This is a genomic window from Pseudomonas proteolytica (assembly GCF_007858275.1).
Classification (GTDB): Bacteria; Pseudomonadota; Gammaproteobacteria; order Pseudomonadales; family Pseudomonadaceae; genus Aquipseudomonas; species Aquipseudomonas proteolytica.
This window is the reverse complement of record NZ_VFEV01000021.1, coordinates 47,879-67,337: the sequence shown is the minus strand read 5'-3', so window position 1 is coordinate 67,337 and position 19,459 is coordinate 47,879. Positions and strand designations below refer to the sequence as shown.

Sequence of the window (19,459 nt, the reverse complement as noted above, 5' to 3'; positions counted from 1 at the left end):
GTGTTTCTGGCGCCGTTGACAAGGAGCTGCACCATGAAAAAGATTATTCTCCTGGGCCTGACCGCCCTGCTGGGAGCCTGCCACTCGATGAATCCTGCCCCTAAGGCCAGCCTTGATGGCGAAGTGTTCTACCTGCAACGCATCGCCCTGCCGCCTACCGCTACCTTGAGCGTCAGCCTGCAGGACGTGTCCCTGGCCGATGCGCCCGCCGTCACCCTGGCCGAGCAAAAAGGCCCGGTCGATGGCAAGCAGGCACCGCTGCCCTTCCACCTGAGCTACGACCCGGCACAGGTCAAGCCTGGCCACAGCTATTCGGTCAGCGCTCGCATCGAGCTGGATGGCAAGCTAATGTTTATCACCACCGAACGCCATTCGGTGCAGTTGAACGGCCAGGATCCCCAGCCGCTTCGCCTGCGCGTTGACGCCGTTGCCCACTGATCCAGTCGATTAAAAGGAAGCGCCCATGCTCCGTAACTCTCTTCGCCTCAGCGCCCTGTGCGCCGGCCTGCTGCTCGGTGCCAACGCCATGGCCCTGTCCCTTGGTGACCTGTCCCAGGGCGACGCCACGGGTGGCCTCAAGGACGCACTGACCCAAGGCGCGCAGATTGCCGTCAAACAACTGGGGACTCCCGGTGGTTTCAGCAACAACCCCGAGGTCAAGATCGGCTTGCCAGGCAAGCTGGAAAAAGCCGCCGGCGCCCTGAAAATGCTCGGCATGGGCGATCAAATCACCCAACTTGAAGACAGCATGAACAAAGCTGCCGAATCCGCCGTGACCCAGGCCCAGCCGATTCTGGTGAATGCCGTGAAAAACATGAGCGTGACCGATGCCAAGGGCATTCTCAGCGGCGGCCAGGATTCGGCAACCCAGTATCTGGACAAAAGCAGCCGCGAGCAGATCCGCGCCAAGTTCCTGCCGATCGTCAAGCAATCCACGGACAAGGTCGGTGTCGCCCAGCAGTACAACGCGCTCGCCAAGAAGGCCCCGATGGGCTTGCTCGGTGGCAAGGCCGACAGCGTCGAAAACTATGTGACGGAACAAGCGCTGGACGGTTTGTTCAAGATGATTGCCCAGCAGGAAGAAAGCATTCGCCAGAACCCGGCAGCCGCCGCGACCAGCCTGGCGAAGAAAGTCTTCGGCGCCCTCTAGGGCACCTCGTTCACCCCGCTGTACAACAAAAAACGCCCCGAATAATCGGGGCGTTTTTGTTACTGGGCCGCCTCTGGACAGGCCTGAAACTCAGGCCCCTTCCCTTCAGTGACCGTAGGTTATTTTCCCTTCGAACTTCATGGTGTTACCGCAAGGCTTGGCGTGGCATGGGTCGGGTTTGGCATGGCATGGCTCAGGCTTGGCCGGGCATGGCGGTTTCGACGCGGGTTGGCCATTGGCCCCGGACATCAGCGATTTGAGTCCAAGCATCGACAAAGGTCCCAGATACATCCGGATCGGCATAAACATAGATCAGTCCTCATGGCTCAATGAAGCCTTTCCGGCAAACAACCGTTGCACGGAGAAGGCACCTGCATCCCAGGTTTGCCCTGAGTGGCAGGTGCGCCAGAAACAGTTCCCGCACCTTGTAGCCGATTGACCCTGACTTAAGCCGACTTCGGCTTGACCCGGAACCACGCCGCATACAGTGCCGGCAAAAACAGCAGGGTCAACGCCGTCGCCACAATCAGCCCACCCATGATCGCCACCGCCATCGGCCCGAAGAACACGCTACGCGACAACGGGATCATCGCCAGCACCGCCGCCAGCGCCGTCAACACAATCGGCCGGAAACGCCGCACGGTGGCCTCGATAATTGCCTGCCACGGATCCAGGCCGGCCTTGATGTCCTGTTCGATCTGATCCACCAGGATCACCGAGTTGCGCATGATCATCCCGGACAGCGCGATAGTCCCCAGCATCGCCACAAAACCGAACGGCTGGCGGAATACCAGCAGGAACAGCGTCACACCGATCAGCCCCAGCGGCGCAGTCAGGAACACCATGGCCGTGCGCGAAAAGCTGCGCAGTTGCAGCATCAGCAAGGTCAGCACGACCACAATGAACAGCGGCACACCGGCCTTCACCGAATTCTGCCCACGGGCGGAATCCTCGACGGTGCCGCCTACGTCCAACAGATAACCGTCCGGCAGTTCGGAGCGCACCTCGGCCAGGGTCGGCAAGATCTGCTGGACCAGGGTCGCGGGTTGCTCCTTGCCGTAGATATCCGCGCGCACCGTCACCGTCGGCAGGCGATTGCGGTGCCAGATAATGCCCTCCTCGAAGCCATATTCCAGGGTGGCGATCTGCGACAGCGCCACGCTGGTACCGTTGTCGGTCGGTACTGCCAGGCTCGGCAACAGCGACAGCTCGGTGCGCTCGTGCACGGTGCCGCGCAGGAGGATCTCGATCAACTCGTTGTCCTCCCGGTATTGGCTGACGCTGGAACCGGTCAGGGAACTCTGGAGGAATTTCGACAGGTTGGCAGTGCTCACGCCCAAGGCGCGGGCGCGATCCTGGTCGACATTGAGGTAGACGATCTTGCTCGGCTCTTCCCAATCCAGGTGCACGTTGACCACGTGGGTATTCTCACGCACCTTGGCCGCGACCTTGCGCGCCAGGGCCCGCACTTCTTCGATGTGCTCGCCGGTCACGCGAAACTGCACCGGATAACCAACCGGTGGGCCGTTCTCCAGGCGCGTGACCCGCGAGCGCAGGTCGGGGAACTGCTCGTTGAGGGTCTCGATCAACCAGGTGCGCAGGCTTTCGCGCTCCTCGATGGTCTTGGCCAACACCACGAACTGGGCAAAGCTGGCCGCCGGCAGTTGCTGGTCCAACGGCAGGTAGAAGCGCGGTGACCCGGTGCCGACATAGGCCACGTAATTGTCGATCCCTGCGTGTTCCTTGAGCAAACCTTCGAGGCGCTTGACCTGATCGGCGGTGTTGCTCAGGGAAGCACCTTCCGCCAGTTTCAGGTCGACCATCAGCTCCAGGCGCCCGGACGCCGGGAAGAACTGTTGCGGGACAAAGCGGAACAGTGCCACCGAGCCGATAAACAGCAGCACCGTCAGCACGATCACGGTTTTGCGGCGGCGCACGCACCATTCCACCCAGCGTCGTACACGCTGATAGAACGGCGTGCCGTAGGGATCCGGGCCATCGGTGCCGTGCTTGGCGGCATGAATCTTCGCCAGATCCGGCAGGAGTTTCTCCCCCAGATAGGGCACAAACACCACGGCAGCCACCCACGAGGCCAGCAGCGCAATGGTCACTACCTGGAAGATGGACCGGGTGTACTCGCCGGTGCTCGATTGCGCGGTGGCTATCGGCAGGAAGCCGGCCGCAGTGATCAACGTACCGGTCAGCATCGGAAACGCCGTACTGGTCCAGGCGAAACTGGCGGCTTTGAGGCGGTCGTAGCCCTGCTCCATTTTGATCGCCATCATTTCCACGGCGATGATCGCGTCGTCCACCAACAAGCCCAGGGCCAGGACCAAGGCGCCCAAGGAAATCTTGTGCAGGCCGATCCCCAGGTAATACATGCAGGCAAAGGTCATCGCCAACACCAGCGGAATCGCCAGTGCCACCACCATGCCGGTGCGCACGCCAAGGGAGAAAAAACTCACCAGCAACACAATCGCCAACGCTTCGGCCAGCACCTGCACGAATTCGCCCACGCTGGTCTTCACTGCCGCAGGCTGATCCGACACCTTGCGCAGTTCCATGCCGGCCGGAAGGTTCTTCTGCAGGCGTGCGAATTCACCTTCCAGAGCCTTGCCCAGTACCAGGATGTCACCACCATCGCGCATGGCCACGGCCAGGCCGATGGCGTCGTCCCCCATATAACGCATACGCGGCGCGGGCGGATCATTGAAGCCACGGTGAATCTCGGCCACATCGCCGATGCGGAAGGTGCGGTCGCCCACGCGGATCGGGAAATTGCGGATCTCTTCCACCGTCTTGAAGTTACCCGACACCCGCAGTTGCACACGCTCGCTCGGGGTTTCAAAGAAGCCGGCGGTAGACACCGCGTTCTGCTCCTGCAGCGCCTGCTGCACTGCCGCCAGGGGCAGGCCGAGGGTGGCGAGCTTGAGGTTGGACAACTCGATCCAGATCTTCTCGTCCTGCAATCCCAGCAGCTCGACCTTGCCCACATCCGGTACCCGTTGCAGCTGGATCTGGATGCGGTCGGCGTAGTCCTTGAGCACCGCGTAGTCAAAACCCTCGCCGGTCAGGGCGTAGATATTGCCAAAGGTGGTGCCGAATTCATCGTTGAAGAACGGGCCCTGGATATCCGGTGGCAGGGTCTGGCGGATATCGCTGATCTTCTTGCGTACCTGGTACCAGAGGTCGGGAATCTGCGCCGAGTGCATCGAGTCCCGGGCGATAAACGTGACCTGGGATTCGCCGGGGCGGGAGAACGAGACAATGCGCTCGTACTCGCCGGTCTCCATCAGTTTCTTTTCAATACGCTCGGTGACCTGACGCGAGACTTCCTGGGCCGTGGCGCCTGGCCAGTTGGTCTTGATCACCATGGCTTTGAAGGTGAACGGCGGGTCTTCGCTTTGCCCTAGCTTGGTGTAGGACAACGTACCGACAACCGCCAGCAACAACATCAGGAACAGCACGATCTGGCGATTACGCAACGCCCATTCGGAAAGATTGAAACCCATCGGGGACTACTCCTTGTTGGCCGCCAGATTCACCACCCGGTTGGAGCGATCCACCGGGCGTACTTGCTGGCCCTCATGGAGCACATGGACACCGGCGGCAATCACCCAGTCGGAAGGGTTCAGGCCTTCGAGCACCGGGACGCTTTTTTCGCCAAAGGCACCAATCCGCACCGCTGTGCGCTTGAGGGTGTTATCCGGCTTGACCAACCAGACGTAGGACGCGCCGTTCTCTGCGCTGAGGGCAGATAGCGGGACCGACAGCGGGATCACGCCGTCAGCCTGAATAAATACCCGTGCACTCTGCCCCAGCTCGGCTGGTACTTTGCCGGCGTTGAAGGCCACGCGGGCGGCGAAGGTGCGCGACTTGGGGTCCGCCGCCGGTGACAGCTCGCGAATGCGCCCGTCAAAACGCTGGTCGGGCTGGCTCCACAATTCCACGGAGACCGGCTGGCCAACCTTGAAGCGGCCGAAGCTTTGCTCCGGGAAGCTGATCAACACTTCACGCTCGCCATCGGTGGCCAAGGTGAACACGGTCTGCCCGGCAGCTACCACTTGCCCGACTTCCACCGCACGCTTGGCCACCACGCCGTCCTGGGGCGCGCGCAGCACGGCATAGCCGGCCTGGTTGTTGGCCACGTCGAATTCGGCCTTGATCTGTTGCAGGCGTGCGAGACCTGAGCGGTAGAGGTTTTCGGAATTGTCGTACTGGGAGCGGCTGACCATCTGACGGTCCATCAGGGTCTTGTAGCGATCCCGCTCGGCCCGCACCAGGCTCAGATTGGCTTCAGCCGCCGTAACCTGGGCGCGGGTGGCCTGCAGTTGCAGGCGCACATCCTGGGGGTCGAGCTCTGCCAGCGGCTGGTTGGCCTTGACGCGCTCGCCCTCCTCCACCAGCCGTCGGCTGACTTTGCCCCCAATGCGAAAGGCCAGGTCAGGCTCATAACGGGCGCGAACCTCGCCAGGATAGCTGTCCATCGCCAGCGCCGAAGGCTGTGGCTGCACCACCATGGCCGGACGGACGGTGGTTTGGGCCGCTTCTTCATGGCCACAGCCAGCCAACAAGAAAGCCAGGCTGACAGGCAACGCGAGGGGCAGGAAAATGCTGCGCATGCTGAAGGACCTTTCGCAAATGGTGCTTGGAATAATTATACTGGCCGGTATGTTATTAATACCAAACTCACCAGTCCAGTATTAAAGTGAAAATGTCCGACAATCCTGTAAACACCAATAGCCCCGGGCGTCCCAAGGACATGGCAAAACGCCAGGCAATCCTCGACGCGGCAAAAGTCCTGTTTTTGAGCAACGGTTACGCAAGTACCAGCATGGATGCAGTAGCCCTTGAGGCTGGCGTGTCGAAACTGACGGTCTACAGCCACTTCACCGACAAAGAAACGCTGTTCACCGCCGCCGTCGAAGCCAAGTGCGAAGCCCAGTTGCCGGTGATGTATTTCGAATTGCCCGACGGCGTACCGGTGGAGAAGGTGTTGCTGAACATCGCCCGTGGTTTTCATCTGCTGATCAACAGCGAGGAGTCGGTGAACCTGCACCGGTTGATGATGACGTCGGGCAATCAGGATCCGAAGCTGTCACAGATCTTCTTCGAAGCCGGCCCCATGCGGATGCTGCAGGGGATGGAGCGCTTGCTGGGCAAGATCAACCAGAGTGGTGCATTGAGCATCGACAAGCCGTTTACCGCCGCCGAGCACTTCTTTTGCCTGCTCAAGGGCACGGCGAATTTCTGCTTGCTGTATGGCTGCGGTGAACGCTTGAGCGAAGCGGCCGCCGAGGAGCATGTGCAGGAAGTGGTGGGGTTGTTTATGCGGGCGTATCGACCTTGAACAGTCGTTGATCGATCTGACGCCATCGCCGGCAAGCCGGCTCCTACAAGGTGATTGCGTTTATTGTAGGAGCCGGCTTGCCGGCGATGAGGCCCTCAGGCCTTGAGCGCTTTTTTAGGGTAAATATCGTACCGGCTGGATTTGCCGTCCAGCGCGTGGCTCGGCTTGGGCCCATCAATGCACGGTGCCTTGCGCGGGCGCTTGACCACCACCCGGTGGCTGGCCAGGGCCAAGGCCGCCGCCAGCAACGCCGGGGCATCCGGATCGTCGCCCACCAGCGGGCGAAACAGGCGCATTTCTTTCTTCACCAGGGCGGTTTTCTCACGATGGGGAAACATCGGGTCCAGGTAGATGACCTGCGGCGGCTCACCTTCCCAATTGCGCATCACGTCAATGGAGTTGCCCTTGAGCAAGGTCATTCGCGCGACAATCGGCGCTACTTCAAAATCATCAGCACCGCGCGCCAGGCCATCTTCGAGCAAGGCACCAATCAACGGTTGCCGCTCGATCAGGCTCATCTCACAGCCCAGGCTGGCCAATACGAACGCGTCCTTGCCCAGGCCGGCCGTGGCATCCAGCACCCGGGGCCGCACACCCTGGGACACGCCAACCGCCTTGGCAATCATCTGCCCGCTGCCACCGCCGTAGAGCCGGCGATGGGCCGCGCCGCCCTCGACAAAGTCCACCCGCACCGGGCCAGGCGCATCAGGCCCCAGCTGTTGCAGTTGCAGGCCATGCTCACCCACTTGCAGGGCAAAATCGGCGTCTGCCAACTGCAAAGGCAGGCCAAGCTGCTCGGCCCACTGCTGGGCGCGGGCCTGGAAACCGTCGGCCAAGGCCTCGACCCGAATGCGGCTGGCCGCGGGTTGTTCGCTCATCGTTTACTACGCTCAAAAATATTAAGGATCGGCAGAAAGCGGCCGATAAAAAAGGATCAGGCATTTTGCCAGACCCTGAGCGTCGACCGAGAGAAATGTCAGACATTCATTCCCTATTCACCGGTGTACTGCCGACCCACAACCACTTCGGCCTGCGCAATACCCAAGCGCTGGCCGGCGTCAGTCATGTGTGGCAGGACTTCTTCGCCCGGGCGTTGGCCGAGCAACTTGGCCAGGAGCCAGGTGCGCAGGTGGCCGCAGATCCGGTGCCGGTGGATGCCTCAGTCGAACCCAGCGCCGGCAGCGACCTGCTGACGCAAATCGTTACCCAGCGTCACTGCGATGTACAGGACACCGAGATCGCCCCGCCTGAGCCGCTGTTCCTGCCGATTGCCGAGTTCGAACTGGAGCTGCTGCCCCCGGCGGCGGTGCCGTTCCCAGAGGATGAAATCGTCGCCCAGCAGCGCCAGCAGAATTTCGAAAGTGGCTGGGTACGGCCGATCGTCCTGACCGCCGGCCAGCCACTGCCCGAGCCAGGCCCGGCGCCGCAACCCAAGCCGTTGTTCCTGCCGATCGCCGAATTCGAACTGGACCTGCTGCCACCGGCAGCCGAACCTTACCCCGAAGAAGAACGGGTGCAGCAGCAAAAGGCCCTGGACTTCGATTGCGGCTGGGCGCGCCCACTGATCCTCAACAACCTGCGCCTGGCGGCCTGACCTTTAGCGGCACACCCACCAACGGCCCATATCCAGATGGAAATGGTTGCGATGGGCGGCGTTGTAGTCCGGGCTCAAGACCACGTTGAAATCGTTGCATGCACTGTCGCGCACCTGGCGCAGAAAGCGCGCGCTGGCCCCCTCCCCTGGCCAATCCTTCAATACATTGATACTGCGCCCGTCCGCCAGGCGGAACCCGGCGATGTCCAGGGCATTGGCCGAAGCATGCTGGCTGAGTTGCCCTTGCTCACGCCCATACATATTGCGACAGGCAAAACTGCCCAAGTGATCGACCCGCGTCACCGCCTGGCCAAACACTGCCTGGGCGGCCGGCTGCAAGCTGTGGCGCTCGAACAGGGCAAACGCCACCGCCAACGGGCAACTGGCGAGAAAACTGCTACTCAACCCCACCTCCGCACCCTGTACCCGCAGGACGTTGCGCAGTGGGCACGCCGCATCCACCGGGCTGTCCGCTTGATGGCTGACCCGCAGCCCGGAGGTTTTCAGCACCAGGTCGCACAGCGCGGGATCGCCCTGCAAACGCCCGAGCTTGAACCGCGTCAGCACGTTGGGAGCCGCCTGCACGTCCAGCGGCGCCCAGGGGTTCCACTCGGCCGGCACCGGCACCCAGCCGCGCCAGATGCCCACGAGTAGGCCGCCGGCGAGTAGCAGCAACACCCCCAACACTTTGAAAAAAGCCACGACTCAACCCTTGAACAACTGATTGGCCTGGCTGAACGGCATCGAGCGCTCGGTAAAAGTGAAGGTTCCCAGTTCCTGAACCTCCCGCGCGGCCCTGAAGAACTCCCCATAGGCCGCCAGGGCCATGGCCGAGCCGACGCTAATGCGCCTGACGCCCATCTCGCTCAGTTGCGCCACCGAGAGCTTGAGGCCACCTGACATCAACACATTCACCGGCTTTGGCGCCACAGCCTGCACCACCGCCAGTACTTCCTCAGCACTGCGCAGGCCCGGCGCATACAACACGTCGGCGCCCGCTTCGGCGTAGGCCTGCAAACGGCGAATAGTGTCGGGCAGATCCAGGCGACCATGTAGGAGGTTTTCCGCACGGGCCGTCAGCATGAAGGGGAATGGCAAGCTGCGTGCCGCAGCGACGGCAGCCTCGATGCGTTCAACAGACAGATCAAAGGGGTAGATCGGGTCGACCGCAATCCCGGTAGCGTCTTCGATAGAACCGCCGACGATGCCGGTAGCGGCAGCGCGCAATAGGCTCTGGGCACAACCTTGAGGCGTATCGCTGAAGCCGTTTTCCAGGTCCGCCGCCACCGGCAGCGCGGTGGCCTGGACGATCATCCCAGCGTTACCCAGGGTATCCTCCAGCGACAGCGCACCTTCGGCATCAGGGCGCCCAAGACTGAAGGCAAACCCCGCGCTGGTGGTGGCCAAGGCTTCAAAGCCAAGGCTGGCGAGCATCTTGGCGGAGCCGGCGTCCCACGGATTGGGCATGACGAATGCACGATCACGCTCGTGCAGAGCTTTAAAGGATTCGGCGCGAAGGGTTTGGGCATCCATGACTGACTCCAGGCACAAAAGAACCCTAGAGTAACCCCAGTTGCTCCACCGCGGGTTCCCGATGCAACTGCGCCAATGCAGGCAACCCCGGCAAGCGCGCCATCAATTGTTGATGAAAGCGCATGGCCAGTTGGGCCGCCAGGCGGTTGTCCGACGTGTGCAGGAACACGTAGGGCGTGCGCCCTTCTTCGATCCAGACAGCGACTTTTTCCACCCACGGCACCAGGAATGAGTCGTTGGCTTCCAGCTCCGGGTGGCCGATAAAACGCACCTGGGGAAACTGGGTCAACGCCGCGGGCCGGGGTGGGACCTTGGGCTTTTTCGATTGGGCGTGGAGCACCGCCGCCGAGGTTGACGTGCAACTGAACAGAGCCCGCGGGTCGAGGCAGATGCGCTCGACACCACGGTCACGCAGCAGGCGGTTGAGGCTGCGCTCGGCGTCGCCCTTGGCGAAGAACTCACGGTGCCGCACTTCGACCGCCAACGGGCGCTCCAGGCCGTCGATAAAGCCTGCCAGTTCACCCAGGCGCTGCGGGGTGAAGCTGGCGGGCAGTTGCAACCACAGTGGCGAAACCCGTTCGCCCAGCGGGCTCATCAAGCCGAGGAAGCTTTCGGCGGCGGGCAACTGTTCGCGCAGGTCAGCGCTGTGGCTGATATCCCCGGGGAATTTGGCGGTAAAGCGAAAGTGCGCGGGCATGATCTCGGCCCAACGTTGCACTGTAGCGACTGAGGGCCGCGCGTAGAACGTGGTGTTGCCCTCGCAGGCGTTGAACACCTGGCAATACAGACCAAGAAAATCCGTGGCGCGGGCGTCTTGCGGATACAGGTACTCGCGCCAGGCGTTTTCGCTCCAGGACGGGCAACCGAGAAAATAAGGCAACAGCATCAGATGTGGATATCGAGACCCAGCACTTCCATATCCCATTCGACAAAGCCGGCAGTGGTCAGGTAGCTGGCCAGGGCCGTGGCGACGTTCTTGCTCATGGATCGCGGGAAGATCATGTCTTGCTGGCGGGCCGGAACGCCGCCGATCCGCGCGCCACTGGCACCTTGGGAGCGGGCCGAAACCGCCGCACCCTGGGATGTTTCGGGCTGGACTTCAATAAAATCGGGGGATTCTTCGACGGACTCGTCTACCTTCACGTTCGCCTTGCGAGGCTTGCGCTTGAGGGGGTAGGACTGGGAGGAGAAACCGTCTATACGCATGCATGCAGATCCGTGATCAATGATGGCAATTTAGCGGCACTTTCCTTGGCGCGCAAATGCTCTGGTGATAACTAGAACACATAAACGGGTAAAGGTTTAAACCCCGGGGCAAATTCTGACGATTGGCGATGCACTCCCCTGTAGGAGCGAGCTTGCTCGCGAAAAACCTCAGGGCAACGCGGGGAGTCAGGTTCCCCGGGTTATCGTTAACGACCTTCGCGAGCAAGCTCGCTCCTACAAAATACCGGCAGGCGTCCAACCCCGCCCACTGTAGGAGCGAGCTTGCTCGCGAAAAACCTCAGGGCAATGCGGGGAGTCAGGTTCACAGCGTTATCGTTAGCGACCTTCGCGAGCAAGCTCGCTCCTACATGGGGTCAGGATTGTTGGCGTTCGGCCTTGGTCTGCGCCACTTTATCGCGCAGGTAAACCGGCGCGGCTTGATCGGCGGGGACTGCCTCGCCGCGCTCCCAGGCAAAACGCGCCAGGGTCAGCAGGTCTTCGGCATGGGGCAGCATCGTGGCATCCTGGCCGACCGTGGGCACGGCGATACGCTCGCCATACCCCCACCCCGTACCGGCGCCAAACCAGTCACCGCTGGCATCCGCCGGCAAGGCAGCGGCCTCGGGCGGCTGCACGGCTTCGACACCGACCAGGCGCATCTCACCACCGGTTTCGCGGTAGCAGCCCCAATAGACTTCATCCATCCGCGCATCAATGGCTGCCGCGACCTGCGACGCGCCATGCTCACGCAGGGCACGCTGTGCCAGCACTGCCAGGTTGGACACCGGCAACACCGGCCGCTCCAGGGCGAACGCCAGGCCCTGCACCACACCAATGGCGATACGCACACCGGTGAACGCACCCGGGCCACGGCCAAAAGCGATGGCGTCCACCGCCGACAAGGTGGTGCCGGCATCGAGCAATAACTGCTTGATCATCGGCAGCAGCTTTTGCGCGTGCAAGCGGGGGATCACCTCATAGTGGCTCGTGACCTTGCCGTCATGCAGCAGGGCAACGGAGCAAGCTTCAGTCGCGGTGTCCAGGGCCAGCAGGGTGCTCATCGGTGTGGGTGTCCAAATCGAAAAAAAGTGCGCCAGTATAAACAACAACGGCCCGCAAGCGGGCCGTTGAACATCAAGCCGATCGTCAGATCAGTTCAGCGCTTGCAGCACCTTGGCGGTGATGGCTTCAACCGAACCAACGCCTGGGATGTGGCTGTATTTCGGCTTGCCCTGGGCAGCCGACAGCTTCTGGTAGAACTCCACCAGCGGCTTGGTCTGGGAGTGGTAGACCGACAGGCGATGACGCACGGTTTCTTCGGTATCGTCTTTGCGCTGTACCAGGTCGTCACCGGTTACATCATCCTTGCCAGCCACTTTTGGCGGGTTGTAGACGATGTGGTAGACGCGGCCCGACGCTTCGTGAACGCGGCGACCGGCAATACGCTGGACGATCTCTTCATCTTCAACGGCGATTTCGACCACGGCGTCCAGTTCAACGCCCGCCTTCACCAGGGCTTCGGCCTGGGGAATGGTGCGTGGGAAACCGTCGAACAGGAAACCGTTCTTGCAGTCTTCCTGGCTGATGCGTTCCTTGACCAGGTTGATGATCAGGTCATCGGAGACCAGGCCACCGCTGTCCATCACGCTCTTGGCGATCAGGCCCAGCTCGGTGCCGGCCTTGACGGCAGCGCGCAGCATGTCGCCAGTGGAGATTTGTGGAATGCCGAACTTTTCAGTGATGAACTTTGCCTGAGTACCTTTACCGGCCCCGGGAGCTCCCAGCAGAATGACGCGCATCGATGTGCTCCTCAATTTTTTATAGAGATGACGCTCGGATTCGCCGCGTGGGGCCAATCTCGTAGAATATGCTCGTAAAAATACGAATCCAGGCCGCCCAAACGGCCAAAGGCTGATCAAGATACACAGCGAGCCCTAACCACACAAGCCGCCAAAAGTCGGAAGAACCCGCACCACACAAGCCTTTTGGTCGCGGTATCCCTTGGTGCAACCCCGACACAAAACCGCCGGCAGAGCCCTTTCGGGTCAACCGGCGGTTTTGTATGCAAGCCCTTGAGAACACGTCAGAAATGTCAGCCGGTATTACGCAGCCCGGCGGCAATACCGGCCACGGACACCAGCAGCGCCTGTTCCAGAGGGCTGTCCTGTGTCGCTTCCTGCTGGCGGGACCGGGCCAGCAGTTCGGCCTGCAACAGGTGCAACGGGTCGAGGTAGGTGTTGCGCAGGCGGATGAACTCCAGGGTGTCGGGACTGTGCGCCAGCAACTGCGATTGCCCGGTCAGGCCAAGCACCACCGCGCACGCCTGCGACAATAGGTCGCGTAAATGCGCCCCCAGTGGCAGCAGGTCAGGCTGCACCAGACGCTCGTCATACAGGCGGGCGATATCGGCGTCGGCCTTGGCCAGGACCATTTCCAGCATGTCGATACGGGTGCGGAAAAACGGCCACTGTTCGCGCATCTGCCCCAGCAACTCGCCTTCGCCACGCTCTAGGGCCTTGCTCAAGGCCGCTTCCCAACCCAGCCAGGCCGGCAGCATCAGGCGGGTCTGGGTCCAGCCGAAAATCCACGGGATCGCCCGCAGGCTTTCGATGCCTCCCGCACGGCGCTTGGCCGGGCGACTGCCCAGGGGCAAGCGGCCCAGCTCCTGTTCGGGCGTGGACTGGCGGAAGTACTCGACGAACTGCGGATTTTCCCGCACCACGGCGCGATAGGCGCTGACGCCATCGGCCGCCAACTCATCCATCAAATGCCGCCAGGCCGGCTCCGGTGGCGGCGGTGGCAACAAGGTCGCCTCCAGCACCGCGGCCAGGTACAGATTGAGGTTCTGCTCGGCGATATCCGGCAAGCCGAACTTGAAGCGAATCATCTCGCCTTGCTCGGTGGTGCGAAAACGCCCGGCGACCGAACCCGGCGGCTGCGACAGAATCGCCGCGTGGGCCGGGCCGCCGCCACGGCCAACGGTGCCACCGCGCCCATGGAACAACAACAGTTCCACCTGCTGCTCGCGGCAGATATCCACCAGGCGCTCCTGGGCCCGGTACTGGGCCCAGGCGGCAGCGGTGGTGCCAGCGTCCTTGGCCGAGTCCGAATAGCCGATCATCACTTCCTGCGGGCCTTGCAACCGCGCGCGGTAGCCGGGCAACAGCAACAGGCGTTCGATCACCGGGCCGGCGTTGTCCAGGTCGGCCAGGGTCTCGAACAACGGCACCACGCGCATCGGCCGCTGCACCCCGGACTCCTTGAGCAGCAACTGCACCGCCAACACATCGGATGCCGCGCCCGCCATGGAGATGACGTAGGAACCGAGGGACGCCGCCGGCGCAGCGGCAATTTCCTTACAGGTATTGAGCACTTCGGCGGTGTCGGCCGAAGGCTTGAAGTAGCCTGGCAACAACGGGCGACGGTTGGCCAGCTCCTTCATCAGGAAGGTGATGCGCGCGTCTTCGTCCCAGTCTTCATAGCGGCCCAGGCCCAGGTAGTCGGTGATCTCGGTCATCGCCGCCGAATGCCGGCTGGAGTCCTGGCGCACGTCCAGGCGTACTAGGAACAGGCCAAACGTTACCGCACGGCGCAGGCAATCAAGCAGCGGGCCGTCGGCAATCACCCCCATGCCGCAGGCGTGCAGGGACTGGTAGCACAACTCCAGCGGCTCCAGCAGGTCGCGGTTGTTTTGCAATACATCGGCCGGCGCCGGGGTGCTGCTGGTCAACGCTGCATGCGCCCAATTGCGTGTGGCGCGCAGGCGTTCGCGCAGTTGCTTGAGCAAGGCCCGGTAAGGCTCGACGCTGTCACCGACCTTGGCCTGCAACTCAGGGCTGGCCTGCTGCATCGACAGTTCGGATGCCAGGTGATCGATATCGCGCAAGTACAGGTCCGCAGCCATCCAGCGCGCCAGCAGTAGCACTTCGCGGGTCACGGGTGCCGTCACGTTGGGGTTGCCGTCGCGGTCACCGCCCATCCACGAGGCAAAGCGGATCGGTGCCGCCTCCAAGGGCAGGCGCAGGCCGGTGGCGGCGTACAAGGCTTGATCGGCTTTGCGCAGGTAGTTGGGGATGGCATGCCACAGCGAATGCTCGATCACCGCGAATCCCCACTTGGCCTCGTCCACCGGAGTGGGCCGGGTGCGGCGAATTTCTTCGGTGTGCCAGGCTTCGGCGATCAGCCGTTGCAAACGTTGGCGAATCTGCTCGCGCTCAGCGCTGGTCAGGTCACGGTGATCCTGCAAGGCCAATTGTGCGGCGATAGCGTCGTATTTCTGGATCAGCGTGCGGCGCGCAACCTCGGTCGGGTGGGCGGTGAGCACCAACTCGATTTCCAGGCGCGCCAACTGCCGGGCCAGGGATTCGCTGCTATGGCCTTCACGCTGCAAGCGCGCCAGCAACTCGGGCAGTACCCGCGATTCGAACGGGGCCGGCTGTGATTCATCGCGCCGGTGAATCAGTTGATACTGCTCGGCGATATTGGCCAGGTTGAGGAACTGGTTGAACGCACGCGCCACCGGCAGCAACTCGTCTTCTTGCAACTGGTTGAGGCTGGCACTGAGCTCTTCGCCGGCCGCCGCCTCCGTGGCGCCACCCCGGCGATCGGCCTTGGCGCCTTTGCGAATCTGCTCGATCTTGTCGAGGAACTCATCACCGTACTGCTCTCGAATCGTGTTGCCCAGCAGCTCACCCAGCAGGTGAACATCTTCACGCAAACGTGCATCGATATCGCTCATCAGCCAATCTCCAGCCAGGAATCCGGGACGCTTTGATCTGCAAGAGTGCCGATCAAGGCGCGGTCTTACAAGCGATGTTCGGCAGCGACGCGCTTACAACTTTGTGGGTTGCAGCTAGTCTCAAGGGTACGTCGTGGCGTTATCCACGCCGCGACCGGTCACTCATCACCGCCCGCTACCCTGGGCATAACTGAGGTTGCCATGAAAATCCGAGAACTGGCCCAGCAATGGGAAGAAACCGCCAAGGGTCGCCTGACCAAGACCGAATATGCCATCCACCTGGATGTAGAGGCCGCCGCACGGCTGGCGGCCATCCGCGAGATGTACCCCAAGCGCAGCACCGAGGAATTGCTCGGTGAGCTGATCGGCGCCGCCCTCGAAGAGCTGGAAGCCAGCTTTCCCTATATCCGGGGCCAGCATGTGATTGCCACCGATGAAGAGGGCGATCCTTTGTATGAGGACGTGGGCCCAACCCCGCGCTTCCTGTCGCTTTCACGACGCTACCTGCAGGATATGTCGGGCATGCCTGACGATCAGAAACACTGATAAACATCCGCTGAAAAACACCATCCCCCCGGCTACCGGGCCTTTTATAGGCCCGGCATACCTCTGCGCATGGCAAAAGTTCCGATTTTTAAACGCTGACCCTTCAGTCAGATTTGTTCAGATGTTTTTTCGGGCAAATCGCCATCTTTGGCTGAACTATTCAAAAAAGCCTCGGGTCACAGCCAGTAAGCCATCACTTGGAACAGGCGTTTGAAAAGGCAAACTGAGCTTCACCGCCAAAACGCAGACGCTGAACACCGTAGATGGATTTGATGTTTTTCAGGAGTTATCCAATGGAGTTGAAGACGATGAAGACCAGCACTGCCAAATCCTCGTTTAACCACCTGCGCGGGCTTAAATTGGCCGCGTTGGCAATCGGCACCAGCTTCGTCCTCGCGGGCTGCGCCGGCAACCCGCCGACCGAGCAGTACGCGGTGACCCAATCGGCCGTGAACAGCGCCGTCAGCGCTGGCGGTACCGAATACGCTGCCGTGGAAATGAAAGCTGCCCAGGACAAGCTCAAGCAAGCCGAGCTGGCCATGCATGATAAGAAGTACGACGAAGCCCGTCGTCTGGCCGAACAGGCTGAGTGGGACGCTCGCGTTGCAGAGCGTAAGGCCCAGGCTGCCAAAGCTGATCTGGCGCTCAAGGATTCCCAGAAGGCTGTTCAGGAGCTGCGTAACGAAGGCATGCGTCCTGCTGTGATCCAGCAGAAGTAAGCAGCGCCCTTGTTTGCATCGCACCCGAAATCGAATTGAAAGGACGACACCATTATGCGTAAACAATTGATGATCCCTGCCCTGCTGGCGATGAGCGTTGCACTGGCGGCCTGCTCCACACCGCCTAACGCCAACCTGGAAAATGCACGGACCAATTTCTCGGCCCTGCAAGCCAACCCGCAAGCGACCAAAATCGCCGCCCTGGAAACCAAGGACGCCAGCGAATGGCTGGACAAGGCCGACAAGGCCTATCGTGACAAGGAAGACGAGAAGAAGGTCGACCAACTGGCCTACCTGACCAACCAGCGCGTTGAAGTCGCCAAGGACACCATCGCCCTGCGCGAGTCCGAAGCCAAGCTGAAAAATGCCGGTGACGAACGTGCCCGCGCCTTGCTCGAGGCCCGTGACGCGCAGATCAAGCAACTGCAAAACAGCTTGAATGCCAAGCAGACCGAACGCGGTACCCTGGTGACTTTCGGTGACGTGCTGTTCGCTACCAACAAGGCCGACCTGAAATCCAGCGGTCTGATGAACATCAACAAACTGGCGCAATTCCTCCAGGAAAACCCGGATCGCAAAGTAATCGTCGAAGGCTACACCGATAGCACCGGCAGCGCGGCCTACAACCAGACCCTGTCTGAGCGCCGTGCCACTTCGGTACAGGTTGCGCTGATCAAGATGGGCGTTAACCCAAGCCGCATCGTAACCGCAGGCTATGGCAAGGAATACCCGATTGCCGATAACGGCAGCGTTTCGGGCCGTGCCATGAACCGTCGCGTTGAAGTGACCATCTCCAACGACAACCAGCCGGTCAAGCCACGTTCTTCGGTGCAATAACCGCCTGACGTCTACCGGTCTGAAAGCCCTGCCTGAGTTCCAGGCAGGGCTTTTTTTTGCAAAAGAAACACCTGCCGACCGGTTGCTTGCGGTTAGCCGAAGTTGACCGGATTGTTGTTCTCCTGCGGCATCATGTTCTGCATACCCTGCTGTTTTTCGCCATTCATCTGATTGCGTGGCGAGTCTTGCTCATCCCCTCCGCCGGCGCCACTGCCGCCAGCGCCCTGAGAGCCGCCTGCACCACCGGCACTGGCCAACAGCATCTCCAGGAGCTTTTTCAAGGCTTCAGGATCCGTTTTGCCCTGCTGCTGAGCGCCGCCCACGTCCTTGCCGACCATGTTGCCGGCATCACCAAGACCGCCGCCGCCAAAGTTACCAAAGCCGCTTGAACCGCCTATTCCACCAATACTCATCGCGATACTCCACATAATTTAAGGGTTGCTTGTCAGCAGTGCTGCCCCCCCAATCAGTGGCTTCATACAGGATGTGGTTCCAAAAATTACCGGTTTGCTTACTGCTCCAACTGCGGGGTTTCCTGGCCCATGCAGCGCACTGCCTGCTTCTTGCTGTTTACCAGCACACCCGTCAGCCCCTTTTGCTCGGTGTCGAACAACACCAGCACGCCATCAACGCATTGCGCCACCTGGGGTGCCGGGGTCAGGGAGACTTTATAGTCTTCGCCGGGCACGGTCTTGAGCATGGTGTAGTCGCTGAGCAGCAACGCATCCTCGGGCTTGGCGAAGTGCAGGTAACCGTAGTACCACAGGCAACCCACGGTGCCGATGATGGTGCCGATGCCGGTGAAGATCAGGGGGATCATGTTGCGTTCTTCGCTCATTGCGGGCTCTCTGATGGTTCAACTTGAGGATTGGCGGCCGCCGGGTAATTGGGGATCTCCCCCAGGCGGCGCAGGCCATTGAAATGCTGCGGGTCGTCAAGGTAGCGCAGCATCACGGTTTGCCAGGTCTTGTCGGCAAAGGTCTGCACATGCCCACCCCGGGTCAGTTGCAGCACCCTGGGCGGCGGCGCAGCTTGATACAGACGGATGCCGTTGGAAAGCGGCACGATCGGATCATCCAGACTGTGGAACAGCAGTTTTGGCACGCCGGTCAGCTGTGGCATGCCGTGGATCGCGCTGTCGGCGTCCGGCACCAGCCATGACAACGGCACCTGAAACGGCCATGTTAGCCAGGAAGTACTCAGGGCGAATTGCCCTACATCACGATAACTGGCAGGCACCCCGTCCAGCACCAGCGCCTTGAGCCGGGGTTGGCGCGCAGGGTGAGCCGCCAGGTAATGCACCGCCAACGCCCCGCCCAGGCTCTGGCCCAGGACGACCAGCGGCTGGCCCTGGGCTTCGGGCGCCTGGTCGAGCCACTGGAAAGCGGCATCCAGGTCCTGGTAGATGGCCGGCAACGAAGGTTTGCCTTGCGATACGCCATAGCCGCGGTAGTCCAGCATCAGCACTTGATAGCCCTGGGCCGGCAACCACCAACTGCCCCCCAGGTGCCCGGACAGGTTGCCACCGTTGCCGTGCAGGTGCAGCACCGTGCCCTTGAGCGGCACGCCGGGCTTGGCCGGTAGCCACCAGGCCCGCAGTTGCACGCCGTCGGCGGTGATCAGGGTAACGTCACGGTATTCCAGGCGCGCCTGTTGCGGGGTAAAGGGCAGGCCGGGCTCGGGGTAGAACAACAGCGAGCTGCAGCCATTGAGGGTCAGAAGCAGGCATAGAATGGCGAGCAGTCTCATCCGTTGAAACCTCGTAAGTGGGTGAGGACACTGTAGG

Annotated in this window: 20 protein-coding genes; 7 read left to right on the top strand and 13 right to left on the bottom strand. The window is 61.6% G+C overall.

The features are described from left to right. The first annotated feature begins 33 nt into the window (after positions 1-33). Together FIV38_RS16615 and FIV38_RS16610 are read left to right on the top strand one after the other, a co-directional pair. Positions 34-438, top strand: coding sequence for a YbaY family lipoprotein (locus tag FIV38_RS16615; RefSeq protein WP_092233972.1), 405 nt, complete (start codon positions 34-36; stop codon positions 436-438). Positions 439-463: 25 nt separating this feature from the next. After that, positions 464-1,150, top strand: coding sequence for a DUF4197 domain-containing protein (locus FIV38_RS16610; RefSeq protein WP_029300137.1), 687 nt, complete (start codon positions 464-466; stop codon positions 1,148-1,150). A gap of 446 nt (positions 1,151-1,596) precedes the next feature. Here the strand turns inward: FIV38_RS16610 and FIV38_RS16605 are convergent, their stop codons facing one another. Together FIV38_RS16605 and FIV38_RS16600 are read right to left on the bottom strand one after the other, a co-directional pair. Beyond that, the gene (locus tag FIV38_RS16605; protein WP_092233969.1) at positions 1,597-4,662 is read right to left on the bottom strand and encodes an efflux RND transporter permease subunit; all 3,066 of its coding nucleotides are present in this window, start codon (positions 4,660-4,662) and stop codon (positions 1,597-1,599) included. A gap of 6 nt (positions 4,663-4,668) precedes the next feature. Further along, positions 4,669-5,772, bottom strand: coding sequence for an efflux RND transporter periplasmic adaptor subunit (locus FIV38_RS16600; protein WP_092233966.1), 1,104 nt, complete (start codon positions 5,770-5,772; stop codon positions 4,669-4,671). A gap of 92 nt (positions 5,773-5,864) precedes the next feature. Between FIV38_RS16600 and FIV38_RS16595 the strand changes: the two genes are divergently transcribed. Further along, positions 5,865-6,500 carry a TetR/AcrR family transcriptional regulator gene (locus FIV38_RS16595; RefSeq protein WP_029300141.1) on the top strand — a complete coding sequence of 212 codons (636 nt, stop codon included), beginning with the start codon at positions 5,865-5,867 and terminating at the stop codon, positions 6,498-6,500. A 95-nt stretch (positions 6,501-6,595) separates the two neighbouring features. On the opposite strand, the gene FIV38_RS16590 is transcribed toward FIV38_RS16595, so the two are convergent. Beyond that, positions 6,596-7,378 (bottom strand): class I SAM-dependent methyltransferase, encoded by a 783-nt coding sequence (locus FIV38_RS16590; RefSeq protein ID WP_092233963.1) that lies wholly within the window; start codon positions 7,376-7,378, stop codon positions 6,596-6,598. A 95-nt stretch (positions 7,379-7,473) separates the two neighbouring features. On the opposite strand from FIV38_RS16590, the gene FIV38_RS16585 reads away from it, so the two are divergent. Further along, positions 7,474-8,094 (top strand): hypothetical protein, encoded by a 621-nt coding sequence (locus FIV38_RS16585; protein WP_029300145.1) that lies wholly within the window; start codon positions 7,474-7,476, stop codon positions 8,092-8,094. Between the two features lie 3 nt (positions 8,095-8,097). Here FIV38_RS16585 and FIV38_RS16580 read toward each other — a convergent pair whose 3' ends face one another. The 7 genes from FIV38_RS16580 to ppc form a co-directional block, all read right to left on the bottom strand. Continuing rightward, the gene (locus FIV38_RS16580; RefSeq protein ID WP_092233960.1) at positions 8,098-8,796 is read right to left on the bottom strand and encodes an extensin-like domain-containing protein; all 699 of its coding nucleotides are present in this window, start codon (positions 8,794-8,796) and stop codon (positions 8,098-8,100) included. Between the two features lie 3 nt (positions 8,797-8,799). Continuing rightward, the gene (locus FIV38_RS16575; RefSeq protein ID WP_092233957.1) at positions 8,800-9,627 is read right to left on the bottom strand and encodes an isocitrate lyase/PEP mutase family protein; all 828 of its coding nucleotides are present in this window, start codon (positions 9,625-9,627) and stop codon (positions 8,800-8,802) included. Positions 9,628-9,652: 25 nt separating this feature from the next. Then, complete coding sequence (locus tag FIV38_RS16570; RefSeq protein WP_092233953.1) at positions 9,653-10,513, bottom strand: DUF72 domain-containing protein; 861 nt, start codon at positions 10,511-10,513, stop codon at positions 9,653-9,655. Continuing rightward, a complete protein-coding gene (locus FIV38_RS16565) occupies positions 10,513-10,833 on the bottom strand; it encodes a hypothetical protein (RefSeq protein WP_029300152.1) in 321 nt (106 codons plus the stop codon). The genes FIV38_RS16570 and FIV38_RS16565 overlap by 1 nt, the downstream gene beginning before the upstream one ends. Before the next feature lie 374 nt (positions 10,834-11,207). Next, on the bottom strand, positions 11,208-11,894 hold the full coding sequence (tsaB, locus tag FIV38_RS16555; protein ID WP_092233944.1) for a tRNA (adenosine(37)-N6)-threonylcarbamoyltransferase complex dimerization subunit type 1 TsaB: 687 nt from the start codon (positions 11,892-11,894) through the stop codon (positions 11,208-11,210). A 90-nt stretch (positions 11,895-11,984) separates the two neighbouring features. Beyond that, positions 11,985-12,632, bottom strand: a complete 648-nt coding sequence (gene adk, locus FIV38_RS16550; protein ID WP_029300155.1) for an adenylate kinase — start codon at positions 12,630-12,632, stop codon at positions 11,985-11,987. A 293-nt stretch (positions 12,633-12,925) separates the two neighbouring features. Continuing rightward, positions 12,926-15,571 (bottom strand): phosphoenolpyruvate carboxylase, encoded by a 2,646-nt coding sequence (gene ppc / locus FIV38_RS16545; RefSeq protein WP_092233941.1) that lies wholly within the window; start codon positions 15,569-15,571, stop codon positions 12,926-12,928. A gap of 201 nt (positions 15,572-15,772) precedes the next feature. Between ppc and FIV38_RS16540 the strand changes: the two genes are divergently transcribed. From FIV38_RS16540 to lptF, 3 genes are all read left to right on the top strand, one after another. After that, on the top strand, positions 15,773-16,117 hold the full coding sequence (locus tag FIV38_RS16540) for a pilin assembly protein (protein ID WP_070996167.1): 345 nt from the start codon (positions 15,773-15,775) through the stop codon (positions 16,115-16,117). A 293-nt stretch (positions 16,118-16,410) separates the two neighbouring features. Further along, positions 16,411-16,836: a DUF4398 domain-containing protein gene (locus FIV38_RS16535; protein WP_029300159.1), complete on the top strand. Its 426-nt coding sequence runs from the start codon at positions 16,411-16,413 to the stop codon at positions 16,834-16,836. Positions 16,837-16,890: 54 nt separating this feature from the next. Next, positions 16,891-17,673 carry a lipotoxin F family OmpA-related lipoprotein LptF gene (gene lptF, locus FIV38_RS16530; RefSeq protein WP_029300161.1) on the top strand — a complete coding sequence of 261 codons (783 nt, stop codon included), beginning with the start codon at positions 16,891-16,893 and terminating at the stop codon, positions 17,671-17,673. A 92-nt stretch (positions 17,674-17,765) separates the two neighbouring features. Here lptF and FIV38_RS16525 read toward each other — a convergent pair whose 3' ends face one another. The 3 genes from FIV38_RS16525 to FIV38_RS16515 all read right to left on the bottom strand — a co-directional run bounded on the left by FIV38_RS16525 (position 17,766) and on the right by FIV38_RS16515 (position 19,422). Continuing rightward, positions 17,766-18,086, bottom strand: coding sequence for a hypothetical protein (locus FIV38_RS16525; RefSeq protein WP_092233938.1), 321 nt, complete (start codon positions 18,084-18,086; stop codon positions 17,766-17,768). Positions 18,087-18,184: 98 nt separating this feature from the next. Beyond that, a complete protein-coding gene (locus FIV38_RS16520) occupies positions 18,185-18,511 on the bottom strand; it encodes a PA3694 family proteiin (RefSeq protein WP_092233934.1) in 327 nt (108 codons plus the stop codon). Continuing rightward, on the bottom strand, positions 18,508-19,422 hold the full coding sequence (locus FIV38_RS16515) for an alpha/beta hydrolase (protein ID WP_092233931.1): 915 nt from the start codon (positions 19,420-19,422) through the stop codon (positions 18,508-18,510). The genes FIV38_RS16520 and FIV38_RS16515 overlap by 4 nt, the downstream gene beginning before the upstream one ends. Between the last annotated feature and the right edge of the window lie 37 nt (positions 19,423-19,459).

Coding starts and splice junctions, on each gene's coding strand:
- FIV38_RS16610 (WP_029300137.1), top strand. CDS start 464: ATGCTCCGTAACTCTCTTCGCCTCAGCGCCCTGTGCGCCGGCCTGCTG.
- ppc (WP_092233941.1), bottom strand. CDS start 15,571: ATGAGCGATATCGATGCACGTTTGCGTGAAGATGTTCACCTGCTGGGT.
- FIV38_RS16575 (WP_092233957.1), bottom strand. CDS start 9,627: ATGGATGCCCAAACCCTTCGCGCCGAATCCTTTAAAGCTCTGCACGAG.
- FIV38_RS16540 (WP_070996167.1), top strand. CDS start 15,773: ATGAAAATCCGAGAACTGGCCCAGCAATGGGAAGAAACCGCCAAGGGT.
- FIV38_RS16585 (WP_029300145.1), top strand. CDS start 7,474: ATGTCAGACATTCATTCCCTATTCACCGGTGTACTGCCGACCCACAAC.
- FIV38_RS16520 (WP_092233934.1), bottom strand. CDS start 18,511: ATGAGCGAAGAACGCAACATGATCCCCCTGATCTTCACCGGCATCGGC.
- FIV38_RS16525 (WP_092233938.1), bottom strand. CDS start 18,086: ATGAGTATTGGTGGAATAGGCGGTTCAAGCGGCTTTGGTAACTTTGGC.
- FIV38_RS16565 (WP_029300152.1), bottom strand. CDS start 10,833: ATGCGTATAGACGGTTTCTCCTCCCAGTCCTACCCCCTCAAGCGCAAG.
- tsaB (WP_092233944.1), bottom strand. CDS start 11,894: ATGAGCACCCTGCTGGCCCTGGACACCGCGACTGAAGCTTGCTCCGTT.
- FIV38_RS16600 (WP_092233966.1), bottom strand. CDS start 5,772: ATGCGCAGCATTTTCCTGCCCCTCGCGTTGCCTGTCAGCCTGGCTTTC.
- FIV38_RS16605 (WP_092233969.1), bottom strand. CDS start 4,662: ATGGGTTTCAATCTTTCCGAATGGGCGTTGCGTAATCGCCAGATCGTG.
- FIV38_RS16535 (WP_029300159.1), top strand. CDS start 16,411: ATGGAGTTGAAGACGATGAAGACCAGCACTGCCAAATCCTCGTTTAAC.
- lptF (WP_029300161.1), top strand. CDS start 16,891: ATGCGTAAACAATTGATGATCCCTGCCCTGCTGGCGATGAGCGTTGCA.
- adk (WP_029300155.1), bottom strand. CDS start 12,632: ATGCGCGTCATTCTGCTGGGAGCTCCCGGGGCCGGTAAAGGTACTCAG.
- FIV38_RS16570 (WP_092233953.1), bottom strand. CDS start 10,513: ATGCTGTTGCCTTATTTTCTCGGTTGCCCGTCCTGGAGCGAAAACGCC.
- FIV38_RS16590 (WP_092233963.1), bottom strand. CDS start 7,378: ATGAGCGAACAACCCGCGGCCAGCCGCATTCGGGTCGAGGCCTTGGCC.
- FIV38_RS16515 (WP_092233931.1), bottom strand. CDS start 19,422: ATGAGACTGCTCGCCATTCTATGCCTGCTTCTGACCCTCAATGGCTGC.
- FIV38_RS16615 (WP_092233972.1), top strand. CDS start 34: ATGAAAAAGATTATTCTCCTGGGCCTGACCGCCCTGCTGGGAGCCTGC.
- FIV38_RS16595 (WP_029300141.1), top strand. CDS start 5,865: ATGTCCGACAATCCTGTAAACACCAATAGCCCCGGGCGTCCCAAGGAC.